The organism is Paenibacillus sp. FSL H7-0735 (assembly GCF_038008505.1).
Lineage (GTDB): Bacteria > Bacillota > Bacilli > Paenibacillales > Paenibacillaceae > Paenibacillus_AQ > Paenibacillus_AQ odorifer.
Genome location: NZ_JBBOZH010000002.1, coordinates 244,251 through 265,702, shown reverse-complemented (window position 1 = coordinate 265,702; position 21,452 = coordinate 244,251). Strand labels below are relative to the sequence as shown.

The window sequence follows — 21,452 nt, the reverse complement described above, 5'->3', positions numbered from 1 at the left end:
ACTTGAGAAATACGCTGCAGCGATTACGGTATTCAAAACCGGTGAAGAGGTTAACTAATGGATAAAATGGGAATCCACTATAACGTTTGGATTGTTTTACTATCATTTGCGCTAGCGGCGACTGCAGCTTATTCCGCGCTGAATCTGATCTCGCAAGTCCCTCGCTCGTTTGGGAAAGTTCGTCGCTTATGGTTAATATCGGGGGCATGTGTACTCGGCAGTGGCATATGGTCGATACATTATGTAGGGATTATGGCGAGCCGTTTTCCTTTTAGCGTGAATTATTATCCAGGCAGGGCTGTATTATCGTTATTGGTTGGTGTATTGTGCTGCTATTCGGCATTCCGGATTACGTTTGTGCCACGTTTAAGAAAAAGTTGTTTAATAGTTAGTGGTGTTCTTCTGGGCAGCGGGATCTCTGCTATGCATTATATCGGGATGTCCTCCATGAAGATCGCAGCGGAGATTCATTATGAGATATGGACTCAGACATGTGCTGTAATCCTCGTTATGCTCTCGTCTTTTATCGGATTATTTCTATTTCACAAGTTTAAAGACTATGTGGGTTTTAACCGCTGGAAGTTATACTCTGCTCTCTTTATCGGATTTTCGGTGACTGGATTGCATTATACGAGTGTAAGGGCGACTCATTTTGAATATAACGGTCTGCTAGGCAATACAACTTTTTTTATGGAGACTGATGTTATTCTTTTAATGGGAGTATCCTTGGTAACGCTATTTATGCTTGCGATTTCTGGTGGTGCTGTATTTCTGGACCGGCATGTGCTGGAACGGATGGCTTATTATGATCCACTAACTGATCTTCCGAACAGACATGGCCTGGTACGTTATTTTAAAGATGAATTTTTCGGGAGTAGATCTGGCGCCGTATTTTTTGTGGATCTGGATCGGTTTAAGTCGATTAATGATACGCTTGGACATGATATAGGGGACTTGTTACTGCGAGAGGTCGCTATAAGATTAAGACGCTCTGTAGGAAGTAAAGGCAAGGTCTTTCGTTTGGGCGGAGATGAATTCCTGATCGCTCTTCCAGATTGTACTGTGGAGGATGCGCAAGAGGAAGCAGAGCACATTTTATATGAGCTTAAGAAATACTACAGCATTCAGGGTAATGAGCTATATGTTACTGCAAGCGTGGGGATCAGTATGACCCCTATGCATGGAACTGACCGCTCAGCGTTAATGAAGGCAGCCGATACAGCTCTTTATACCTCTAAGGATTCGGGTAAGAATAAATTCAGTGTGTTCGATCAGGAGATGAACCGCCATCAGCTGCGACGGATGTCGCTGGAGAAGGATCTTCGTAAAGCGCTGGCACGCTCCGAGTTTATGGTTGTTTACCAGCCGAAATGGGATTCGTATATGAACGTTACCGTGGGTCTTGAAGCACTGCTGCGTTGGCGGCACCCTGAACATGGGATAATTTCTCCCGCGGAATTCATTCCCATCGCAGAGGAAACGGGACTAATTGTCCCCATTACCTATTGGATGCTGCATGATGTATGCAGCCAGAACATGCTTTGGCATAAGGAAGAGATAGCAAATGTCGCAGTCTCTATTAATATGTCAGCGCGGATGTTTGAGGGTGGGGGCTTATACGATGTTGTAGAAGAAGCACTCACACGTTCAGGCCTAGAACCACATTTCCTTGAACTGGAGATTACAGAGTCCATTGCGATGAATAACATGGAAGAGACGGTTGCGCAGCTATCCAGACTTCGGGCACTTGGGGTAAGGGTATCACTGGATGACTTTGGGACAGGCTTTTCGTCCCTTGGTAATTTAGATGAGATTCCAGTCAACACACTCAAAATTGATCAGGTATTTATTCGTAAGAGCAAGATGCATTCCAAGAAAGCTATTATCAGTAATATCATTGCGATTGCCACCAATCTTAATATGGAGGTCGTGGCGGAAGGTGTGGAGACACCAGAGCAGATTGAGCTGCTGCAATCCTTAGGCTGCAGAGTGATGCAGGGTTATTATTATGGGCGGCCAATGCCGGTGCATGAGCTGGGCCAGTGGTTTATAGCGAATACAGCAGTATCGTAGCAGATGATCTCAATACATAGAACAAGGGGCTAGCGTCCAAGCAGAATTTCTCTGCTTGGACGCTAGCCCCTTTGCTATTAAGAAACCTTAAATCGTTCAATCAGAATTTGCAGCTTCTCAGCTAGTGAGGACAGGAAAGCTGCTGCAGACTCAACTTCTTCCATCGCGGCAAGCTGTTCTTCTGAGGAAGCGGACAATGTCTCTGCACTGCTGGCTGTCTGATTAGCGACATTTACGATATTCTGAAGGGTTGTAACGAGACGGTCGGAAATTAGCGAAAGCTGTCGAACTGTTCCGGAGATCTGCTGACTTTGTGAGGCCATTCCCGAGACAGACATTTCTATCTCCGAGAAGGACTGGCCTGCCGTGGCAATCATTTCTCTGCCGTGCTCCATCTCTTCTGTAGAGCGTTTCATTGTTTCTCCTGCTTGATCCATCTGATTCACGATGATGTTTACCAGCTGGCCAATTTGCGCAGCGGAATGGGCTGAGCGCTCAGCAAGCTTACGCACGGAATGGGCAACGACCGCAAACCCTCTTCCTTCTTCTCCAGCTCTTGCGGCTTCAATCGCTGCATTTAGGGACAGGAGATTGGTTTCCTCTGCGATGCTGGCAATAGTACCCACGATATTTTCGATTTCTTTGGAATAACCACCCAAGGTTTCAATAATGATTGCTAGGTCGGTAATGCTGTCACTTACGACTCTCATCTGCTGTGTGGTGGAATCCATTGCTTCACGGCCTGTACGGGCTTTATTAGCGTTGCTGACCGCATTATTCATCGCGTTATCTGCATTGCCTGCAATCTCTGTGATGAAGCGAGACAGGTCTTGTACAGACTTATATTCGCCCTCCATATTCTGCAGCTGTGAATTCGCGCTATCGGCAAGCTCAATTGTAACATTGACGCTGTACTCACCGGCCCGGTTGGTTTCCTGTGCACTGGCAGAGAGCTCTTCGGACGAGGAAGCTACCTGCATGGAAGTCTCATTGACCTCGGTAATAAGCAAGCGCAGGCTTTGGGTCATGTCATTAAAATTACGGGCTAATGTACCAATCTCATCCTTGCTGTTGAATAAAATAGGATTATGAGTAAGGTCGCCTTGTGCAACAAGATTGACCCCTTTAGACAGCTTCGTTAACGGACTTATCATTCGGCGGATTAACAGATAAGCTGCTACGATAGCTATAACCAGAATGGAAGCTCCGATAATAAAGGGCTGAACTATGATATCTTGGGTTCTTTCTTGAATTATGGAGCCATCGAAATTAATGGCCATCAGCGCAACTATAGGTTTGGATGGATCATGATCCTGATAGATGGGGCCGTAACCTGTCTTAAGTGAGGTACCTTCGTATGTATAAACCTTGGAGTAGGAGGAATGCTTATGCTCAGTAATCATTTGCTTATCTTCATCTGAAAAATAAAAAGTATCGCCTGCTTTATAACCTCTAGCCTGGAAGCTTGAATCTGCGGCAAGTACTTTTCCGTCTAAGGATAAGATGAATGCCTCTTTAAAAATAGCCTTATGTGCCACAATCCAACCGATTCGATCCTCTACAGCCTCCAGTTTACTTTGATCGCCTGCCAACAATGCGGAAATATCTGCGGGGTCAATCAGGCCGGTTGTAATATTAGCGCATCCTACCAATTCGATACCTGCGGCTTCGTCTACTTGCTTATAAGCTGTACGGTATCCGAAGAACCCGATGGATGATCCTACAAGAAGTAAGACGATGAACATCATCCAAGTTAATTTAGTTGCTAATTTCATTCTTCGCACCAACCTTGACAAATTATGTTCTCAGTGATAATAGCTCTCACCTCTACGATTATATCGCATTGATATGCTCATAACCTTACATGGAATATAGTATTTCTGTGTCGGAAATTGGAGATTCGTGGAAGTTTGCGCTTTCCAGCATGCTTTCAATGGTTTAGTAGACAAAACCATTGAATCATTACCAGTTCTAGTGGTACGCTTGAGTTATTAAAAACGGATTGGGGTTGAACAAATATGCCACATCAAATAGATCCGTTAATTGATCGTCTTGGACTATCCATGTGGAGAGTACAGCGTAAGATTATGTCTCAAATGTCTTTGCACAAAGAACTCGGACTTACGGTGCCTCAGATGGGTCTGTTAAATATGATAGCGAAAGAAAAGAAGTCGCGGGTGGTACAGCTGGCAGAAAGTATGGAGGTCAAATCCAGTGCAGTGACGGTGATGCTGGACCGTTTGGAGGTGCTGGGTTATATCAAGCGTGAGCCGGATGGGAAGGATCGGAGAGCGGTTGTAGTAACGATCACCGAGAAGGGTCAGCAGGTGCTGGAAGAAGGACATTTCCGGTCCAAAGAACTGCTGGCGGAGCATTTGTCCATACTGAAGCCCGAAGAACTACGCAACTTTGCAGAGTATTACCGTATGATCGAGGATCAGGAGCGTTAGTCAGCTAAGCTTCGGAATGGATATCTTTATAAAAAACAGCAGAGCAGCGGTTCTCCATTATTGGGGAATCGCTGCTCTGCTGTTTTTGTTCGTTGGTTGCCTACGCCCTGTAATTTATTGTTTAGGTTGTTTGTCGGGCAACTGAGTGATATAGCTGTGGGAAAGCTGTAAAAGCCTCAAGGCACGGTTATATTCGTCCTCAGTGGCACTTGGTGTTGTTCCATCGTTATAAATAGAGTACTGAGTGTTGTCTTCAAAGCTGTTACCAGGAATAAGCAATCCTGAGCTGGCAATGAATGAACCAGAAGGTAAATAATATCGTTCTGGCAGCAAATTATAAGTCTGACTGAGTAGATCTTGACCAAAATATACGTTATTCTCTAATGAAATCCCAAGCAGACTTGCAGCGGTTGGCATGATATCCACTTCTCCGCCTACTTCATCAATGGTCTGCGGCGCTACGCCATCACCTGCATGAATAAGCAGAGGGATGTTCATCATATCCGCATAACTGTATTCATGACCATAGATTTCAGTCATCAATTCTTTATCATCATGATCGAGGGAATAAATCGGCAATCCCATATGATCTCCATAAATCATGATTACACTATTGTCCCAGACACCTTTCGCTTTAAGCTCTTCTACAAAATGTCCAAAAGCATCATCCGCATAGTTCTGGGAACGGATATAGTCACCAACAAAAGTACCTTCATAACGCTCTGGCAGCTCCATACGGTATTTTTCTTCCGGAATAGTAAAAGGGTGATGCGCTGACATTGAAATGACTTGAGCGTAAAAAGGCTGCTCCTGTTGGTCCATTTCTTTTAGTTTGTCGGCTGTCTTACTGTAGAGCGTATCATCAGAAGCGCCAAAGAAAAAGACATCATCTTCACCAAAAAATTTGCGATCATAATAATGATCGAAGCCCAGGGAGTCATACAGCTCGCCGCGGTTCCAGAATTCTACGACATTGGTGTGGAAGGTTGCAGTCTGATAACCATTTTCTTTAAGCACACGTGGCAGACTCGGCAGTACCTTATCTACATAGGACATCGTTGCCGCTCCACGTGGAGGGATGTAGAAGGAAGTATTAACTACGAACTCTGCATCCGACGTATTCCCTTGACCAACCATTTGATAAAAATTAGGGAAGTAAAGACTGTCCTTCATCACCTTGTTCAGGTTCGGTGTAATTTCTTGACCGTCTAATTTAAGTCCTAGCAAAAAATTCTGGAAAGATTCCATTTGAATAATAATAAGGTTCTTATCTTTCGCGATGCCTTGAAGTGGAGAACTAGCCGTAGTATTAATCCCCTTCAATTTGTTGATGGCATCTTGTGTAATGTCACTTGAATTGACTAGCTCAGGCTCTTCTTTAGCGAAGATCGTATAGGCTTCATAATTAAGAATTCCCATTTCCTGGGCTTTCTTAATTTCGTTCATGCTGGCCTTATTAGGCAAGATGTTGAACAGGCATAAAGCAAGTGAGACTGCAAACAGAACGCTGTACTTAAGTTTTCCGCCACGGCGGCGGTTGATATTCTCTTTCTTATAGACCCGGCCTTTTTTATTAAAGAAGAAATAAACTCCGAGAATAATGATGTCTGTAAAAATCAGCAGGTAGTATGGATCCATTAGTGAGAATACGCTGTTGCTGACGGCGGTGACTTGATTCACCTGCTCCGCTGCATGGTAAGTCACAATAACACCATAATATTTAAAATACATAATGGCTGCGAAGAAAATGGCTGTCACTAATAAATTTACGGTCATGTAATATCCGAGCTTGCGCTTGGAACCAAAACGTTCAATGATACAGAAGAGCGCCCAAGCAAAGGGGATTTCAGTTAATAATGATTTCCAGGGCAATATATCGTCAAAGATTACGCCCCATGCCAAGAAAGCTTTTAGAATAAAAATTATTGTGAAAAACACAAAAGGTTTAACGATCCACTGTTTAAAGTTAAAGGATGACACAGCTTCGCCTTCTTTCTACATGATAAAACGCTATTTCCCGGCTAGGAAGAAACAGCGCCCCAGACAAAATAATTCCATAGTAATAAAATTTATTATGCAGGGCTAGCTATAGAATGTCAAAAATCGAGAACCTAAGTATAAGCTTAGCGGAGTGCGTAAAGTTAAACACATAGGGTTGAAGCTGACGCTCCTGCTCTCATGCAGGGTTATACAACGAATTCAGGACTAAAATGGCGATTGGGAGCAAAAAGAATATATGGAAAATTAAAGGATGTGATGCCGGATGGGCTCTACAGTAGCTTTATCAGTTAGAACTCTCGTTGAATATGTTTTTCGCAGCGGAAGCATTGAGCCTGGCTTTCATGGAACGGGCGCTATGGTCGAAGGCACAAGAATTCATCAGAAAATCCAAAAGCAATATAAGGAAGGTGACCGCAAAGAGGTTTATTTGAAAACGGAAATTCCTTATGGAAACCTGCTTTATGTTGTAGATGGGCGTTGTGATGGATTGCTTGTCTCGGAGGATGGGAGCTTTACGGTCGAAGAAATCAAGTCAACCTCCGGACTGCTGGATTTACTGGATGAGGGACATGAGGTTCACTGGGCACAGGCGCTGATGTACGCATATATGATAGCTCTGGAGCAAGAGCTTTCTTCTATTCAGGTTAAGCTTACCTATGTCCACCGGGCCACTGATGAGCAAAAAAGCTTGTACCGAACGTTGTCTTTTGAAGAGCTGATTTCATTTGTGAATGACACAGTAGCTAGATATGCTCCGTACGCCGAGATGATGGTTCATCATGAGGCTAAGAAGGAGCAGAGTCTTCGGGAGTTGAGCTTTCCGTTCTCCTCTTATCGAAAGGGACAACGTCATTTTGCAGGAGCCGTATATAAGTCCGTCGTGGAAAAGGTCAGTCTGTTCGCTCAAGCACCCACAGGTATTGGGAAAACAATGTCGACGTTGTTTCCTGTCCTTAAAGCGATGGGCGAAGGACAAGCTAAGGGATTGTTCTATTTAACGGCAAAGACGGTTACCCGTTTTGCCGCGCAGGAAGCCATCTCGCTGTTGCTAACGCAGGGACTTCAGCTGCATGTCATCACTATTACCGCTAAAGAGAAGGCCTGTTTTCGCGAAGAGGGGGTTTGCGGTAAGGATTCCTGTCCTTATACGGATGGTTATTATGACCGGATCAACGAGGCGTTGATGGATCTGTTAGATCACGAGACGCTCATGAGCAGAGACACCATTGCACTGTATGCTCACAAACACAAAGTGTGCCCATTTGAGTTCTCATTGGATGCGGCCTATGCCTGTGATGCTGTGATCTGCGATTACAATTATATATATGATCCTCGCATCAGTCTGAAACGGCTAACAGAGGAAAGAAAGAGAGAAACGGTACTTCTAGTAGATGAAGCACACAATCTGGTAGACCGGGGACGGGAAATGTTCTCCGCCTCTTTGCTGAAAGCCCCTTTCCTGGAGATCCAGCGCCAATATAAAGAAATGAACCGGAGTTTGAGTAAAGCCGCTAAATCGGTGAATGCTTTTTTCATCTCCCTTCGCAAAATTTGCAATGAAGAGGGGCAAGGGCAGTGGGACTCGTTCCCGGAGGAGCTGCCAGCTTTGCTTGAGATATTTTCTTTGGAGGCGGAACAGGAACTTATTCACCCCAGCTCCAGCATTGTCTCTCTGAATGGAGAAGATGAAGGGGAAAATGTCCTCTTGGATACATATTTTGCAGTTCAGGGAATGCTCCGCACCTTTAAGACCTATGATGAACGCTACATTACCTATGCTGAGGTTCGTAGAGGGGATGTCTATCTCAAGTTATTCAATTTGGATCCCTCGCATCTGCTTCGGCAGATGTCCAAGAGCTTTCGCAGTCAGATCCTGTTCTCAGCTACACTTTCTCCATTATCTTACTACCGGGATATGATTGGTGCGGTGGAGGAAGATTACAGTTTAACTGTTTCTTCTCCTTTTCAGAAGGAGCAGTGGGAAGTAACCGTCTTACCTGTCTCCACACGTTATCATGACCGGGAAGCTTCCCTAGTTCCGTTGACTAAAGCACTAAGCCAAATGGTCTCCAAGAAGGGCAATTATCTGGTGTTTTTTCCTTCGTACCTCTATTTACAAAACGTATATCAGGCCTTTACGGAGAATTACCCTGAAATCCGGACATTGATGCAGGATACGGGCATGAGTGAGCAAGCTAGAGAAAGTTTTTTAGCTGCATTTAGTCCAGACAATGACGAGACGTTATTGGGATTTGCTGTACTTGGAGGAATTTTTTCAGAAGGTGTGGATCTGCCAGGGGATCGCCTCAATGGGGTTATGGTTGTTGGCGTTGGCCTGCCACAGCTTGGTCTTGAACGCAATCTGCTGCGTCAATATTTTAATGCCAGAGGAAAAAATGGCTTTGATTATGCCTATGTCTATCCGGGAATGTGCAAGGTACTGCAAGCCGGAGGCCGGTTGATTCGCAGCGAGACGGATACGGGCATTATCGTGTTGGCTGATGACCGTTTTTTGCAGAGTCCATATATGCATTTGCTCCCCGAAGAATGGAGAGATTATCTTATCCGCTCGTAAGAGGTTATAATCTACGAAAGGGTATTCATAATCAATCGGCAGGGGGAAATAATATGACATTAAAAGTGGGTATTGTGGGTACGGGTTGGTTCTCTAAGGTACATGCTGATTTGCTGGCAGGGATGGATGATGTCCAGTTGCAGGCAGTCTGTGGAAGCAGTAAAGCCAAAGGCGAAGATATGGCACGTCCATACGGAGCTGCTGGATATGGTGATATTACAGAGATGTTGGATGCAGAGACGCTTGATGCTGTTTATATCTGTGTGCCTCCACAATCTCATGGTGCGATTGAACGTTCATTAATCAAGAGGGATATTCCTTTTTTTATAGAGAAGCCGCTTAGTATGACTACTGAAATTCCTGCGAGCTTGCTGCAAGATATTAAAGAACATAATTTATTGACCTCGGTAGGTTACCATTTCCGTTATCAAGAGAATGTCAGACGGCTCAAGGAAACACTACGTGGTGATAAGATCGGTATGGTTATGGGCCAGTGGATGGGCGGCATGCCGGGCGTAGCTTGGTGGCGTGATCAGGAGCAATCCGGAGGACAGTTCACCGAGCAGACTACTCATATCGTCGATTTAGTGCGTTATCTGGCAGGAGAGGTAAAAGAAGTATACGGCATGTTCGGAAACCGAATTATGCATGAGCAGCATGAAGGTGTGAGCGTAGCCGATGTAGGTACCGTATCTCTGAAGCTTGAGAATGGAATCATAGCTAATATTTCAAATACATGTGTACTGCCTGATCCGGTGGGAAGTGTAGGACTTAGTTTCTATAATGATCGGGGATTGCTGGATTGGAACCCGGATCGTCTCTTGGAAGTGCGAAGTGGCAATAGCACCGAATTTGAAAACACAGGAAATCCATATTTAGTGGAAAGTGAAGCTTTTCTGCATGCTGTACGGACAGGTGATCGTTCACGTATTCTCAGTGACTATGAGGATGGATTCAAGACGCTTAAAGTAACCTGCGCGGCTTACGATTCAGCACAAAGTGGACTTCCGGTTAAATTCTAGGTTTAGATCTCTTAAAAAAAGGACATGTCGCCTTAGATGTGCTAAAGAGACATGTCCTTGGCTCAAGCTGGGTTAGCCTAGTGGAGGAATACCGCGAGTAAAGCTGGCGCCACACCTATGGATAACAGCGCGGACAGAATCATCGCAATACTGGAGATGGTTCCGGTCAGTGAACTAAGCTCGAAGGCCTTGGATGTTCCTGTACCATGCGCAGCGGTTCCCAGCGATACACCACGCGCGATTTCATTGTCAATGCGGAAGATGCGGAGCACTGTAGGGCCCATCATTGTACCGAGTATCCCGGTAATGATGACGAAGACTGCAGTAATACTCGGTACACCGCCGATACTTTGCGAGATGCTCATAGCGATCGGCGTAGTCACCGAACGTGGAACCAGACTGGCTGCCAGATCGCCGCTGACATGCAGCCATTTGGCGAGCAGAATAGAAGAGATCACCGCTGTTATCGTCCCTGACAGCACGCCTGCCGCAATTTCGGCGGCGTGCTTTTTGAGCACCTTGAAGTTTTTATGCAAAGGGATTGCAAAGGCCATAGTTGCCGGTTGCAGCAAATCCGTCAGCCATTTGCCTCCCGCATTGTAAGAATCATAAGTAATGCCTGTGATGAGTAAGAAGATAATCATAAGCACTGGTGTAATGATCAATGGAGAGGTGTACACTTTGCCACTAGAAGCATAAATGCGTTTCGCCAGTAGATACACAGCAACCGTAAGACCGAAGAATAACAGAGCGTTTAACATGATCCTTTCCGCTCCTTTGCTTTGTAAATTCTACTGGTAAGTAATCCGGAACTGGCCATTACAACAATCGTACCCAAAATGACCACCGCGAGGATTCGTAAACCATCAGTTTCCAGAATATTCGCGTATTTCATTACGCCAATAGCAGATGGAATAAAGAACAGCAGGAGCTCAGCCAGTAGCCAAGAAGCACCAACTTCAACCCAATTCAGATGAATGACACCAAACTCAAGCAAAAGAAACAATATAATCATTCCGAGTATGCTTCCGGGAATAGGGATATGCAATAATGGGGTTACAGCATTGATTAGTAATGAGAATAGGGTAAGTCCCGCTACCTGCAGCAAGCCTATAACAATCTTTTTCATAAGGCTTCGCTCCTTTCATGATAATGAAAGTTTACATCAATTGTTTTCATAGGTAAAATGAATAGATTGAATAAATGACATTCCTTTTATCTATGGATCGGAGGTTGGAAGATGGATATCCGACAATTAGAATATTTCGTCCAAGCAGCACGAATGAAAAGCTTTACTCGGGCTGCCGAATCCTTATATATTTCTCAGCCAACGATCAGTAAAATGATCCGGAATATGGAGATCGAGCTGGAGGCGGATTTGTTTTACCGTGAAGGGAAAAGTGTCCGGCTTACAGATGCGGGGGAAATTCTGTTCACCAAAGCGCAAAATATCGTGGAGTCGTTCGCCAGCTTGTCTTCTGAGCTGGATAGCTTACGAAATTTGGAGCAGGGCCACATCCGCATCGGTCTGCCTCCAATGGTAGGGGCGAGCTTTTTCCCTTCGGTGATTGGTCAATTTCATAAACGTTATCCGCAGGTTACTATTCGTCTGCATGAGGATGGCGCGAAAAAAGTGGAGGAAGATGTAGAAACGGGCTTGCTGGATATCGGAATGGTTGTGCTGCCTGTAAATACAGCCAAACTTCATTGTTTCACTTTTGTTGAAGAGAAGCTGAATCTTATTTTACCTGTAGGACATCGGCTGGCCGGTGCAGACCTTGTTCCGTTAAGTGAACTGGCCGAAGAGGAGTTTGTGCTGTTCCGGGAGGATTTTACGCTGCATGATCGGATTATTACGGAATGTCTGAAGGCGGGATTTCAGCCTAAGGTAATCTATGAGAGCTCCCAATGGGACTTAATTAGCCGCATGGTGGCTGCCGGTATGGGAATCGCATTGCTGCCAGAGACCATATGCCGGGATATGGATCGATCACGGTTAGTTGTTGTGCCTTTGACAGATCCGGTAATTCCGTGGCAGCTTGCTATGGCGTGGCGAAGAGATCGTTATTTATCTTTTGCGGCACGCGAATGGATTGCTTTTGCAAAGGGACTTTTGCGAGAACAGTATCCCAATGAGCTCCCTGACGCGCATGCGGAGGACTCTGAATAAATAGTAATTCCGTTTTTGTTAGAAGCTCTACAATTTTTCTTTTTTTTGAAAATATGTTTTTTGGTATCATGACTTATGATAGGAGAAGATGTTGATAGAGAGAAGGAGAGAGATGTGACACAAAATCCAAATTCCTCCAAGAATAATCATAGAAAAGATTATAAAGAAGATGAGCTACTTGTAACTATAGAGAGTCTTAGATGTGAATTGCTGGAGGTTGCAGAGCAACGGAGTCTTAGTGACCGTGCTGTTTTAGAGCTCAGTGAGCGATTAGACAGCTATATTTTGCTGGCACAAAATAAGATGATGGAAAATTTGCGCAACCGGAAAGCCGGCATTACATCCTATAGTAGAAGTTCCAAAACCGCCATCACTGTTAGCTAAACTACCAACAACATAGAATTATAATACTATGAAGATGTTACTGATCTAGAGGAGCGTATTAGGCTCCTCTATTTGTCGTACAATCTATTTGTTGTACAATCCATAACTTTCACCTATAATGTCAATTAATAGAATCTTTTCAAGTCAAACTTTGGGGGTGCCGAGTGGAGGGAAAGTTAACAACTATACGCTCAGAAATTGAGAAAAATTTGTCCCGCTCCGGCCATAATCTCGCCTCATTTTCAAAAATTTGTGGCCTGAATCGAGGCAGCCTCAGTGCAATTCTGCATGGAAATCCGCCGAAGCCTATGTCCTTGGGACAAGTAGATGCAATTATAAAAGCCTTTGGTTTTCCAGAAGGTTGGTTATATCCTCTATATGTTGATGAATGCTTCAATGATGAGAAGGTCTCACGCCGTAGAGTGGAGCCTTTTTTGATTCGTTGTGCTGAATTGGGCAAACAGCCTTGTATTGAGGACACTTTAAGCAGATTACTGGAATATCCGAAGTCTCTGGATATCGTTTATTCGGTAGCTGATAAATTGTTTAAAAAAGGTAAAATAGATGAATCGATATTTTTTTATAAAATTGTAGCTGAGAATGAGTCCGACAGTTACTCGGAGCGGCTCGCAATAAGTCATTATCGTATTTTTAGAGCAATTTTATCCATCGTCGATTCAGACGAGAAGTTACATGCAGTTATTACTTTTGAACCTTTCAGGAATCGTCTACCAGAAAATATGCAATTGGATGGTCTCTTAACTTTGACACAGTTATGTTTCGATCTTCGTCGGTGGAATAAAATGGAGTCGTTCGCTGATGAGCTAAGAACGCTGGCTAATGCTGTTTACCGCGAGCAACTGCGAAGTAATGTGGATAAACGTAAGGAAGTTCTTCATACGGAACGTCCACTAGTGGTTTATTACGGTCATGGGTATTTGCTTAAAGCAATTTCGCTGACCAAGCAAGGTAAATATGAAGAAGCCAAAAAGTATACTGCAGGCTACGCAGATCTTGGCTGGTTTGAAATGATGAATGAAGAAGGTCGTCAGGCGGTAGAACAATTTCGGTTATTCGCAATGGGCAATGGTTTCACAATTGAGTTGTTGATGGGTAATGTGGATGTTCTATCTTCCTACGCGGCCTTTTTAGCAGATCACCCAGGTGAAATCTTAGCTGGACTTATAACTATTATGGATGCTGCTAATCGTTACGGGTTCTCTGCTGACAGTGTACTTACACGATTCTCACGAGAAATGTTGAGGTTTGAAGGGTTCCAGGAGCCTAATAATGTAGATCGTGTATTTCGTTTGTACTATCAAGTAGCAATCTATGAAATAAATAAGCAATGTTATAGCACTGGTGTAGATTATCTTCTGAAATCTTTGGAGTTATCTATAAAGCAAAACAACGGAAAAGATTTCATTAATTGTATAACTTTATTTGAGACGAGCAGGGATTACGCTACTGCTTCTCAACAGGATAAATATAGAGAACTAGTAAAGGGGGTGAGAAAAAATGAAAAAATCACTGTTGATGATGGTAAGCGTGTTAGCATTGTTTAGCTTCATTATCATTGGACCTGTGGGCTCTGGAAGTAATGGAGGCATTACAACCTATGAGCACGGAGCTTGGTTCTAAGGGATGAAAACATCTATTCAATCCTTAAAATACAGAGCAATACATAAACCGATAACTACTCCCTTGCACTCGTGCTGGGGAGTTTTCTTTTTCGTAATAATTGATAGCGTATTCATAATTTGACAAAGCAATCCGGTGAAAATATAATTAGGTAGCCTAAATAATATAGTGTTTAATAATTAGTTGACCTAACTAAAATAGAGGTGAAGGAAATTGGGATAAACGGAGGAAATACAGAAAATACTGAAAATTCAGTCGCACACGGGCTTTTTGCGGCGATGAAACGCCTGCATAAAGCTCAATGGCAAAAGGGCGTTGAGGGCCACAAGCCAAGTGAGATGACTTTAATGATATGCATTGAAAAATGGAATCATTCTGATGAAGAGGGTCTTAAGGTGTCTGAAATCAGCCGACTACTTGGATTCACTCCTCCTACCATCACGCAGCTGATTAACAGTCTTGAAGCGAAACAGATGGTGGAAAGACACGCGGATCCTTCGGACCGAAGAGTTGTACGCGTAAAATTGACGGAACGTGGAAAAGAACTCACACGAAAAGCGGAACATTATCGTGATGTGATGCTTGATAAGCTTGTACAACACTTAGGCGAAAAAGACACTAAACAGCTCACTGAGCTATTGCTTAAGGTACATGAATACGTTGAGGATAATCCACCACCTGATTGGGATAGGCTACAAATGAACGGAGATGAGAAGCTTGATTAAATTATTTAAACAACTGAAGCCTTTTAGGGTAGCTATTGGTGCTGTATTAATCCTTGTATTTTTGCAGTCCATGGGTGATTTATACCTTCCTACTCTAATGTCTGACATCGTCGACAAAGGGATCGTTCAAGGAGATCGCGCTTATATTTGGAAAATAGGTAGTTTCATGCTCATGGTTGCAGGTGGCGGTGCTTTATGTTCGGTAATTGCCAGTTACTTATCGGCAAAAGTGGCGGCTGGGTTTGGTAAAATCACGCGTGCTCGAGTCTTTAATCATGTAGAGAATTTCACTCTGCATGAATTCGATAAGTTAGGTACAGCGTCTTTGATTACACGTACAACAAATGATATTACACAAGTTCAAACCGTACTTACTATGATGTTGCGCATGATGATCGGGGCACCGATGATGATGATTGGTGGTATCATCATGGCAGTATCTGAAGATGCTAAATTATCATTGATTTTTGTAGTCGTTATTCCTGTACTTGTTGGGGCGATCTTCTTTATTGGGATGAAGGGTCTGCCACTGTTTAAAGCCATTCAGATTAAGCTTGATAAATTAAACCTGGTGCTGCGTGAGCATCTGACAGGTATTCGTGTTATTCGTTCTTTTAACCGGATTGATCATGAGAATAGACGTTTCACCGAAGCTAACCGTGATCTTACGGATACAGCTATCAAGGTCAACAAAATCATGGCCGGCCTGATGCCGCTGATGATGATTGTAATGAACTTTTCTATGATTGCTATTCTTTATTTTGGTGGAATTCGAATTGGTGACGGCGATCTGCAAGTTGGGTCCCTGATGGCATTTATCCAATATGCGATGCAAATTATGTTCTCTCTGATTATGGTATCGATGATGTTCGTGTTAATTCCGCGTGCTTCAGCTTCAGCCGTGCGTATCAATGAGGTACTGGATATGCAGCCTGAATTTACAGATCCTACTGAGAGTGAACTGCATACAACAGCTCAAGCTACTAAAAAAGACGGACGCGATTCTTTACGTGGTTTTGTTGAGTTTGAGAATGTATCTTTTTCCTATCCAGGGGCAGAACAGCCTGCACTTTCGAAAATTAGCTTTAGTGCTCGTCCGGGTGAAGTTACCGCAATTATCGGGGGTACCGGATCGGGTAAATCTACGCTGCTCAGCTTGATTCCAAGGTTCTATGATGTTAATGAAGGTGCTGTACGTGTAGACGGAGTGGATGTGCGTGAGATGACACAGGAAGAGCTGCGGAGCAAAATCGGTTACATCCCTCAAAAAGCAGTATTGTTCTCGGGTACGATTAATGAGAACATCCGCTACGGTAAAGAGGATGCTACGGATGAAGAAATCATTCATGCATCCAAGGTGGCTCAAGCCTACGATTTCGTATCCGCGATGAAGGAAGGGTTTGACTCGGAAATTGCCCAAGGCGGGAATAACGTCTCTGGTGGTCAGAAACAGCGGTTGTCCATTGCTCGGGCGCTTGTGAGAAAACCTGAGGTGTATCTGTTCGACGATAGCTTCTCAGCTCTTGATTTCAAGACAGATGCCAAACTTCGCGCAGCTCTCAAAGCTGAAACTACGGAATCCACCGTATTGATCGTAGCTCAGCGGGTTAGCACCGTTATGGATGCGGACCGGATTATTGTAATTGATGAGGGTGAAATTGCTGGAATGGGCACTCACCGTGAACTGCTCGAGAGCAGTGATGTGTACCGCGAGATCGTATCCTCGCAGCTGTCAGAGGAGGAAATAGCATGAGCGAACAAAACAGAGAACATAAGCCTGCAGCTCCCCGCGGCCATAAAGGTCCGGGTGGACCGGGTGGCGGTCCTGGAATGAGGATGCCGGCAGAAAAGGCTAAAGATTTTAAAGGTACACTTCGTCGCTTGATCAAATATTTACGCCCACGTATGGTTCAATTGATTATTGTACTAATTATGGCGATTGCCAGTACGGTGTTCAGTATCTTCAGTCCGAAGGTTATGGGTAAAGCTACAACCAAACTGTTCGAAGGTGCTTACGGCAAATTGATGGGTGTAGAGGGTGCCTCCATTGATTTTGGATATATTAATGATATTCTGATCCTGCTCGCGGGATTGTATCTGCTTAGTGCTTTGTTTAGTTACATTCAGCAATATGTAATGGCTGGAGTAGCGCAGAAGGTAGTTTATGACATGCGTGAGCAGATCAACAGCAAGCTGGAGCGTTTACCTTTAAAATATTTTGACTCCCGCACACACGGGGAAATTCTCAGCCGTGCTACGAATGACGTGGATAACATCAGTACCACGTTGCAGCAAAGTTTAACGCAGCTGATTACCTCAATCGTCACTATTATTGGTGTTATTGTGATGATGCTTACCATCAGCCCATGGCTGACTTTAATCACGATTACTACGTTGCCACTCAGCTTTATTGTGATTATGGCGATCTCCAAACGTTCGCAGACTTATTTTGTGAGACAGCAGAAATCGCTTGGTCAGTTGAATGGTCATGTAGAGGAAATGTATACAGGGCACCGGATTATTAAAGCTTTCGGCCGCGAACCGCAGTCGCTTAAAGATTTTGATGAAATAAACGATAAGCTATATGATTCTGGCTGGCGCTCCCAATTTATGTCGGGTATGATTATGCCGCTTATGATGTTTATCGGTAACTTGGGTTATGTGCTTATCTGTGTTGTGGGTGGTATTTTTGTTACTAAAAAAATGATTGATGTCGGGGATATCCAAGCCTTCATTCAATATTCACGTCAGTTCACCCAGCCGATTGCACAAACGGCTAATATTGCTAACATTATTCAATCCACCATTGCTTCCGCAGAACGTGTATTTGAACTTCTGGATGAAGAAGAGGAAGTCAAAGAAGTTAATACTACACTTGTGAAGCTTGATGAAGGTGCTCCGGAAGGCTCCGTTGAGTTCCGTCATGTGAAATTCGGCTATAAAGAGGATGCTATTCTGATTGAGGACATGAATATTGAGGTTAGTCCAGGTCAGACTATAGCTATTGTCGGTCCTACTGGTGCTGGTAAAACCACTTTGATTAACCTGTTGATGCGCTTCTACGAGCTTAACGACGGGGAAATTATCATTGATGGCGTCAACATTACCGATATGAAACGGAGTGACCTACGCAGTAAATTTGGTATGGTGCTTCAGGATACCTGGCTCTTCAACGGTACGATTCGTGATAACATTGCTTACGGTCGTGAAGGTGCATCAGAAGCTGATGTGGTGCGGGCGGCCAAGGCTGCGCATGCTGATCACTTTATCCGCACACTTCCGCTTGGCTACAATACGGTGTTAAATGAAGAAGCTTCTAATATTTCACAAGGACAGAAGCAGTTGATTACTATTGCTCGCGCTATTCTTGCTGATCCATCGATCCTCATTCTTGATGAAGCAACGAGCAGTGTCGACACACGGACTGAATTGCTGATTCAAAAAGCGATGAATGCGCTGATGCAAAACAGAACAAGCTTCGTTATTGCCCACCGTCTCTCGACGATTCGTGATGCGGATCTCATCCTTGTCATGAACCAAGGTAGTGTAATCGAGAAAGGCAACCACGAAGAACTGCTGGCACAAGGCGGATTCTATGCGGATCTCTATAACAGTCAGTTCTCTGAAGGGGATTTGGACGTAGGCTAAATTGAAGTGAAGAAAAAAGTATAGTTAATCATAAACCCCTCTTTTCACATGATGCTGATTTTTATGTGAAGAGAGGGGTATTTTATATGTGATGAGGTGCTTTAATTTTTCTGAAAAATAAAAAAAGTTTGATTAAAAATTAAAGCATATATATGATAGAATAAAAAATGACCCGCGGCTCATTTTTAAGGCTGCAAGGTAAAGGAGAGGATGAAGGGAATGTCAGGCTACGGAAAATGGGTGGCAGGAAAAAAGACGAAGTGGATTACTCTTCTCGTATGGATAGTGCTTGTAGGTGCACTTACCCTGTTATGGCCTGCAGTGAATTCTCAGGTTGCTAATAATGCGCCTAACCTCCCAGATGATTCACAATCGGTACAGGCAGCAGCTATTGCAGAGCAAGAATTCCCTAGTGGAAGTGGAGTGCCTGCGCTGCTCGTATGGCATAGAGAAGGCGGGCTTTCACAAGATGATTTAGTACATATCACTGCTGTGTACAAGAAGTTGGAGCAGCAACCATTGCCCCATCAGAATTTTGTTCCACCATTAGGACAACTGCCGCCACAAGCATTACAAGCCTCGTTATCTGAGGATCTTAGTACGCTGGTAACCCCAGTGCTTTTTGATAAAACGGCAGATAGTGATCAGCTCGGCGAAGCTGTGACAGAAATGAAGAAGATCATAAACACGGAGACGGGCGGAGACCCCTCTGCTGCTAAGGTAGATGGAAAAGACCTGAGTTTACGTGTTACGGGTCCAGTGGGCATCTCCATAGATGCTACAGGGCTGTTCAAAAACGCAGACGTTTCCTTGTTAATTGCTACGGTTATGCTTGTGCTGGTGTTCTTATTGGTGATCTATCGTTCGCCGATATTGGCGTTTATTCCGCTTATTGCGGTTGGGTTCGCTTATGGCGTAACTAGCCCGATTCTTGGAAAAATGGCGCAAGAAGGCTGGATCACAGTGGATTCACAGGCGATCTCGATTATGACCGTTTTGTTATTCGGAGCTGGTACGGACTATTGTCTGTTCCTGATTTCACGGTTCCGGCAGTTGTTGAAGGTAGAGGAGAGCAAGAGTCGTGCCCTTCTTCGCTCCATTACCGAATCTTCAGGTGCAATTGCTATGAGCGGCTTCACCGTCGTGCTCGCGCTGTTCGCATTATTGCTGGCTAAGTATGGAGCTTATCATCGTTTTGCCATTCCATTTAGCGTGTCGATCTTCATCATGGGAATTGCCAGTCTAACCCTCGTACCAGCACTGCTGGCGATCTTCGGACGGACCTCGTTCTTCCCATTCATTCCGCGCACACCGCAAATGGAGGTAGAACGGGCTAAGGCTAAAGGCAAACCTGTTCCTGAACCCAAGGTTTCCCGTAAAAAGGGCATTGGCGGCTTGGTAGTAACCCGGCCTTGGGCTATCGTAGGTGTGACCGTTATCGGCCTGGGGATTCTGGCTTCATTCTCCAGTGGCATCAAATTCACGTATGATATCCTATCCTCTTTTCCTAAAAATATGGAGTCCCGCGAAGGGTTCGACCTTATTGGCAAACAGTTCTCCCCCGGAGAATTGGCTCCAGCGAAGCTGATTATTGATACCCAAGGAAAAGCGAGCGGAGAGGATCTAAAGGTCATTCTTGGCGGACTCACCTATGTGGACACGGTTTCCGATCCGCAGCAGGGGGCAGTAAACAAAGATATTGTTGGTTTTGATATTGAATTTAAAAGCAATCCTTACTCACTAGAAGCGATGGGGCATATTCCCACCCTTCTTGCTACCGCAGAGCAGGCATTAATCGATGTAGACGTTGCGAACCCTGCGGATCATGTGTGGGTAAGCGGACAGACGGCAACACAGCACGACACTAAAGAGATTGGAGATCGGGATACCGATCTGATTATCCCCGTGGTCATCGGAATGATCACCTTACTGTTGTTGATATATCTGCGTTCAATAGTGGCCACCATCTATCTGGTCGGCACCGTTATTCTCTCCTTCTTCTCAGCGCTTGGCTTAGGCTGGATTATCATTCACTATGTGATGGGAGCTGATGCCATTCAGGGAGCGATCCCACTGTATTCCTTTGTTTTCTTGGTGGCACTTGGAGAAGACTACAACATCTTCATGATCTCGAATATCTGGAAAAAGCGTAAAACCATGCCGCTTAAGCAGGCTATCGCGGAAGGTGTGAATGAGACCAGCTCGGTAATTACCTCTGCCGGCCTCATTCTGGCAGGTACATTTGCTGTATTGGCAAGCTTGCCGATTCAGGTGCTTGTGCAGTTCGGTATCATCACCGCTCTTGGTGTTCTGTTGGATACCTTCGTGGTGCGTCCGTTCCTTGTACCAGCTATTACGACGCTCTTTGGTCGTTGGTCGTTCTGGCCGGGTAAACATCAAGAGGTGGAGACTCCTCAGCCAGATGTAAGTGAATAATGAGTTTATAAACAACAAACAGGGATGTCCCAGAGCCATATTGGCTCCGGACATCCCTGTTTGTTTAGTCTTAGGTCCAGGACATCGCTGGGTAATAGTGCTGCTTGTACCAACTAACTGACCTGTATCTAATAGGCTAATCAATAAGTCTGCTGGACGATAATCACTCTAAGTTTTTACTGTAGCAATTAGCATTTAGAAGCGATAACTGTGTTAATTAGCCCGCTGCATTGGTTAGCCAAGAGGTAAAGATAATTAGCCCGCTGTATTGGCTAGCCCGGCGGTAAGAGTTAACTAGCGCGCTGCATTGGTTAGCCCGGCGGTAAG

Annotated in this window: 15 protein-coding genes; 11 read left to right on the top strand and 4 right to left on the bottom strand. The window is 44.5% G+C overall.

Annotated features, from left to right (window positions below):
• Window positions 1-57 precede the first annotated feature (57 nt).
• Window positions 58-2,073: a bifunctional diguanylate cyclase/phosphodiesterase gene (locus NSS82_RS28800; RefSeq protein ID WP_038573706.1), complete on the top strand. Its 2,016-nt coding sequence runs from the start codon at window positions 58-60 to the stop codon at window positions 2,071-2,073.
• A 77-nt stretch (window positions 2,074-2,150) separates the two neighbouring features.
• Here NSS82_RS28800 and NSS82_RS28795 read toward each other — a convergent pair whose 3' ends face one another.
• The gene (locus NSS82_RS28795) at window positions 2,151-3,848 is read right to left on the bottom strand and encodes a methyl-accepting chemotaxis protein (RefSeq protein ID WP_038573703.1); all 1,698 of its coding nucleotides are present in this window, start codon (window positions 3,846-3,848) and stop codon (window positions 2,151-2,153) included.
• Window positions 3,849-4,091: 243 nt separating this feature from the next.
• Between NSS82_RS28795 and NSS82_RS28790 the strand changes: the two genes are divergently transcribed.
• Entirely contained in the window at window positions 4,092-4,523 is a 432-nt protein-coding gene (locus NSS82_RS28790; RefSeq protein WP_051491215.1) for a MarR family winged helix-turn-helix transcriptional regulator, read from the top strand.
• 114 nt (window positions 4,524-4,637) lie between these two features.
• Here the strand turns inward: NSS82_RS28790 and NSS82_RS28785 are convergent, their stop codons facing one another.
• Window positions 4,638-6,503, bottom strand: coding sequence for an LTA synthase family protein (locus tag NSS82_RS28785; RefSeq protein ID WP_038573700.1), 1,866 nt, complete (start codon window positions 6,501-6,503; stop codon window positions 4,638-4,640).
• A 283-nt stretch (window positions 6,504-6,786) separates the two neighbouring features.
• Here NSS82_RS28785 and NSS82_RS28780 point away from each other — a divergent pair, with 283 nt between their 5' ends.
• Both NSS82_RS28780 and NSS82_RS28775 read left to right on the top strand, forming a co-directional pair.
• Window positions 6,787-9,099, top strand: a complete 2,313-nt coding sequence (locus NSS82_RS28780; protein WP_076272919.1) for a helicase C-terminal domain-containing protein — start codon at window positions 6,787-6,789, stop codon at window positions 9,097-9,099.
• Between the two features lie 53 nt (window positions 9,100-9,152).
• Complete coding sequence (locus tag NSS82_RS28775) at window positions 9,153-10,121, top strand: Gfo/Idh/MocA family protein (RefSeq protein ID WP_038573694.1); 969 nt, start codon at window positions 9,153-9,155, stop codon at window positions 10,119-10,121.
• 77 nt (window positions 10,122-10,198) lie between these two features.
• Here the strand turns inward: NSS82_RS28775 and NSS82_RS28770 are convergent, their stop codons facing one another.
• Both NSS82_RS28770 and NSS82_RS28765 read right to left on the bottom strand, forming a co-directional pair.
• Window positions 10,199-10,882, bottom strand: a complete 684-nt coding sequence (locus NSS82_RS28770; RefSeq protein ID WP_036682019.1) for a CidB/LrgB family autolysis modulator — start codon at window positions 10,880-10,882, stop codon at window positions 10,199-10,201.
• Window positions 10,876-11,250: a CidA/LrgA family protein gene (locus NSS82_RS28765; RefSeq protein WP_036682017.1), complete on the bottom strand. Its 375-nt coding sequence runs from the start codon at window positions 11,248-11,250 to the stop codon at window positions 10,876-10,878. The genes NSS82_RS28770 and NSS82_RS28765 overlap by 7 nt, the downstream gene beginning before the upstream one ends.
• Window positions 11,251-11,361: 111 nt before the next feature.
• Here NSS82_RS28765 and cidR point away from each other — a divergent pair, with 111 nt between their 5' ends.
• The 7 genes from cidR to NSS82_RS28730 all read left to right on the top strand — a co-directional run bounded on the left by cidR (window position 11,362) and on the right by NSS82_RS28730 (window position 21,125).
• Window positions 11,362-12,291 (top strand): cidABC operon transcriptional activator CidR, encoded by a 930-nt coding sequence (gene cidR / locus NSS82_RS28760; RefSeq protein ID WP_076272918.1) that lies wholly within the window; start codon window positions 11,362-11,364, stop codon window positions 12,289-12,291.
• Between the two features lie 114 nt (window positions 12,292-12,405).
• Complete coding sequence (locus tag NSS82_RS28755; RefSeq protein WP_076099698.1) at window positions 12,406-12,675, top strand: aspartyl-phosphate phosphatase Spo0E family protein; 270 nt, start codon at window positions 12,406-12,408, stop codon at window positions 12,673-12,675.
• 164 nt (window positions 12,676-12,839) lie between these two features.
• Window positions 12,840-14,240 carry a DNA-binding protein gene (locus NSS82_RS28750; RefSeq protein ID WP_076099697.1) on the top strand — a complete coding sequence of 467 codons (1,401 nt, stop codon included), beginning with the start codon at window positions 12,840-12,842 and terminating at the stop codon, window positions 14,238-14,240.
• A 279-nt stretch (window positions 14,241-14,519) separates the two neighbouring features.
• Window positions 14,520-15,041, top strand: coding sequence for a MarR family winged helix-turn-helix transcriptional regulator (locus NSS82_RS28745; protein ID WP_051491214.1), 522 nt, complete (start codon window positions 14,520-14,522; stop codon window positions 15,039-15,041).
• A complete protein-coding gene (locus tag NSS82_RS28740) occupies window positions 15,034-16,794 on the top strand; it encodes an ABC transporter ATP-binding protein (RefSeq protein ID WP_076272917.1) in 1,761 nt (586 codons plus the stop codon). Before NSS82_RS28745 ends, NSS82_RS28740 begins: the two co-directional genes overlap by 8 nt.
• Complete coding sequence (locus tag NSS82_RS28735; protein WP_076099696.1) at window positions 16,791-18,689, top strand: ABC transporter ATP-binding protein; 1,899 nt, start codon at window positions 16,791-16,793, stop codon at window positions 18,687-18,689. Before NSS82_RS28740 ends, NSS82_RS28735 begins: the two co-directional genes overlap by 4 nt.
• A 210-nt stretch (window positions 18,690-18,899) precedes the next feature.
• Complete coding sequence (locus tag NSS82_RS28730; RefSeq protein ID WP_076272916.1) at window positions 18,900-21,125, top strand: MMPL family transporter; 2,226 nt, start codon at window positions 18,900-18,902, stop codon at window positions 21,123-21,125.
• Window positions 21,126-21,452 lie beyond the last annotated feature (327 nt).

Coding starts and splice junctions, on each gene's coding strand:
- NSS82_RS28800 (WP_038573706.1), top strand. CDS start 58: ATGGATAAAATGGGAATCCACTATAACGTTTGGATTGTTTTACTATCA.
- NSS82_RS28795 (WP_038573703.1), bottom strand. CDS start 3,848: ATGAAATTAGCAACTAAATTAACTTGGATGATGTTCATCGTCTTACTT.
- NSS82_RS28790 (WP_051491215.1), top strand. CDS start 4,092: ATGCCACATCAAATAGATCCGTTAATTGATCGTCTTGGACTATCCATG.
- NSS82_RS28780 (WP_076272919.1), top strand. CDS start 6,787: ATGGGCTCTACAGTAGCTTTATCAGTTAGAACTCTCGTTGAATATGTT.
- NSS82_RS28775 (WP_038573694.1), top strand. CDS start 9,153: ATGACATTAAAAGTGGGTATTGTGGGTACGGGTTGGTTCTCTAAGGTA.
- NSS82_RS28770 (WP_036682019.1), bottom strand. CDS start 10,882: ATGTTAAACGCTCTGTTATTCTTCGGTCTTACGGTTGCTGTGTATCTA.
- NSS82_RS28765 (WP_036682017.1), bottom strand. CDS start 11,250: ATGAAAAAGATTGTTATAGGCTTGCTGCAGGTAGCGGGACTTACCCTA.
- cidR (WP_076272918.1), top strand. CDS start 11,362: ATGGATATCCGACAATTAGAATATTTCGTCCAAGCAGCACGAATGAAA.
- NSS82_RS28735 (WP_076099696.1), top strand. CDS start 16,791: ATGAGCGAACAAAACAGAGAACATAAGCCTGCAGCTCCCCGCGGCCAT.
- NSS82_RS28730 (WP_076272916.1), top strand. CDS start 18,900: ATGAAGGGAATGTCAGGCTACGGAAAATGGGTGGCAGGAAAAAAGACG.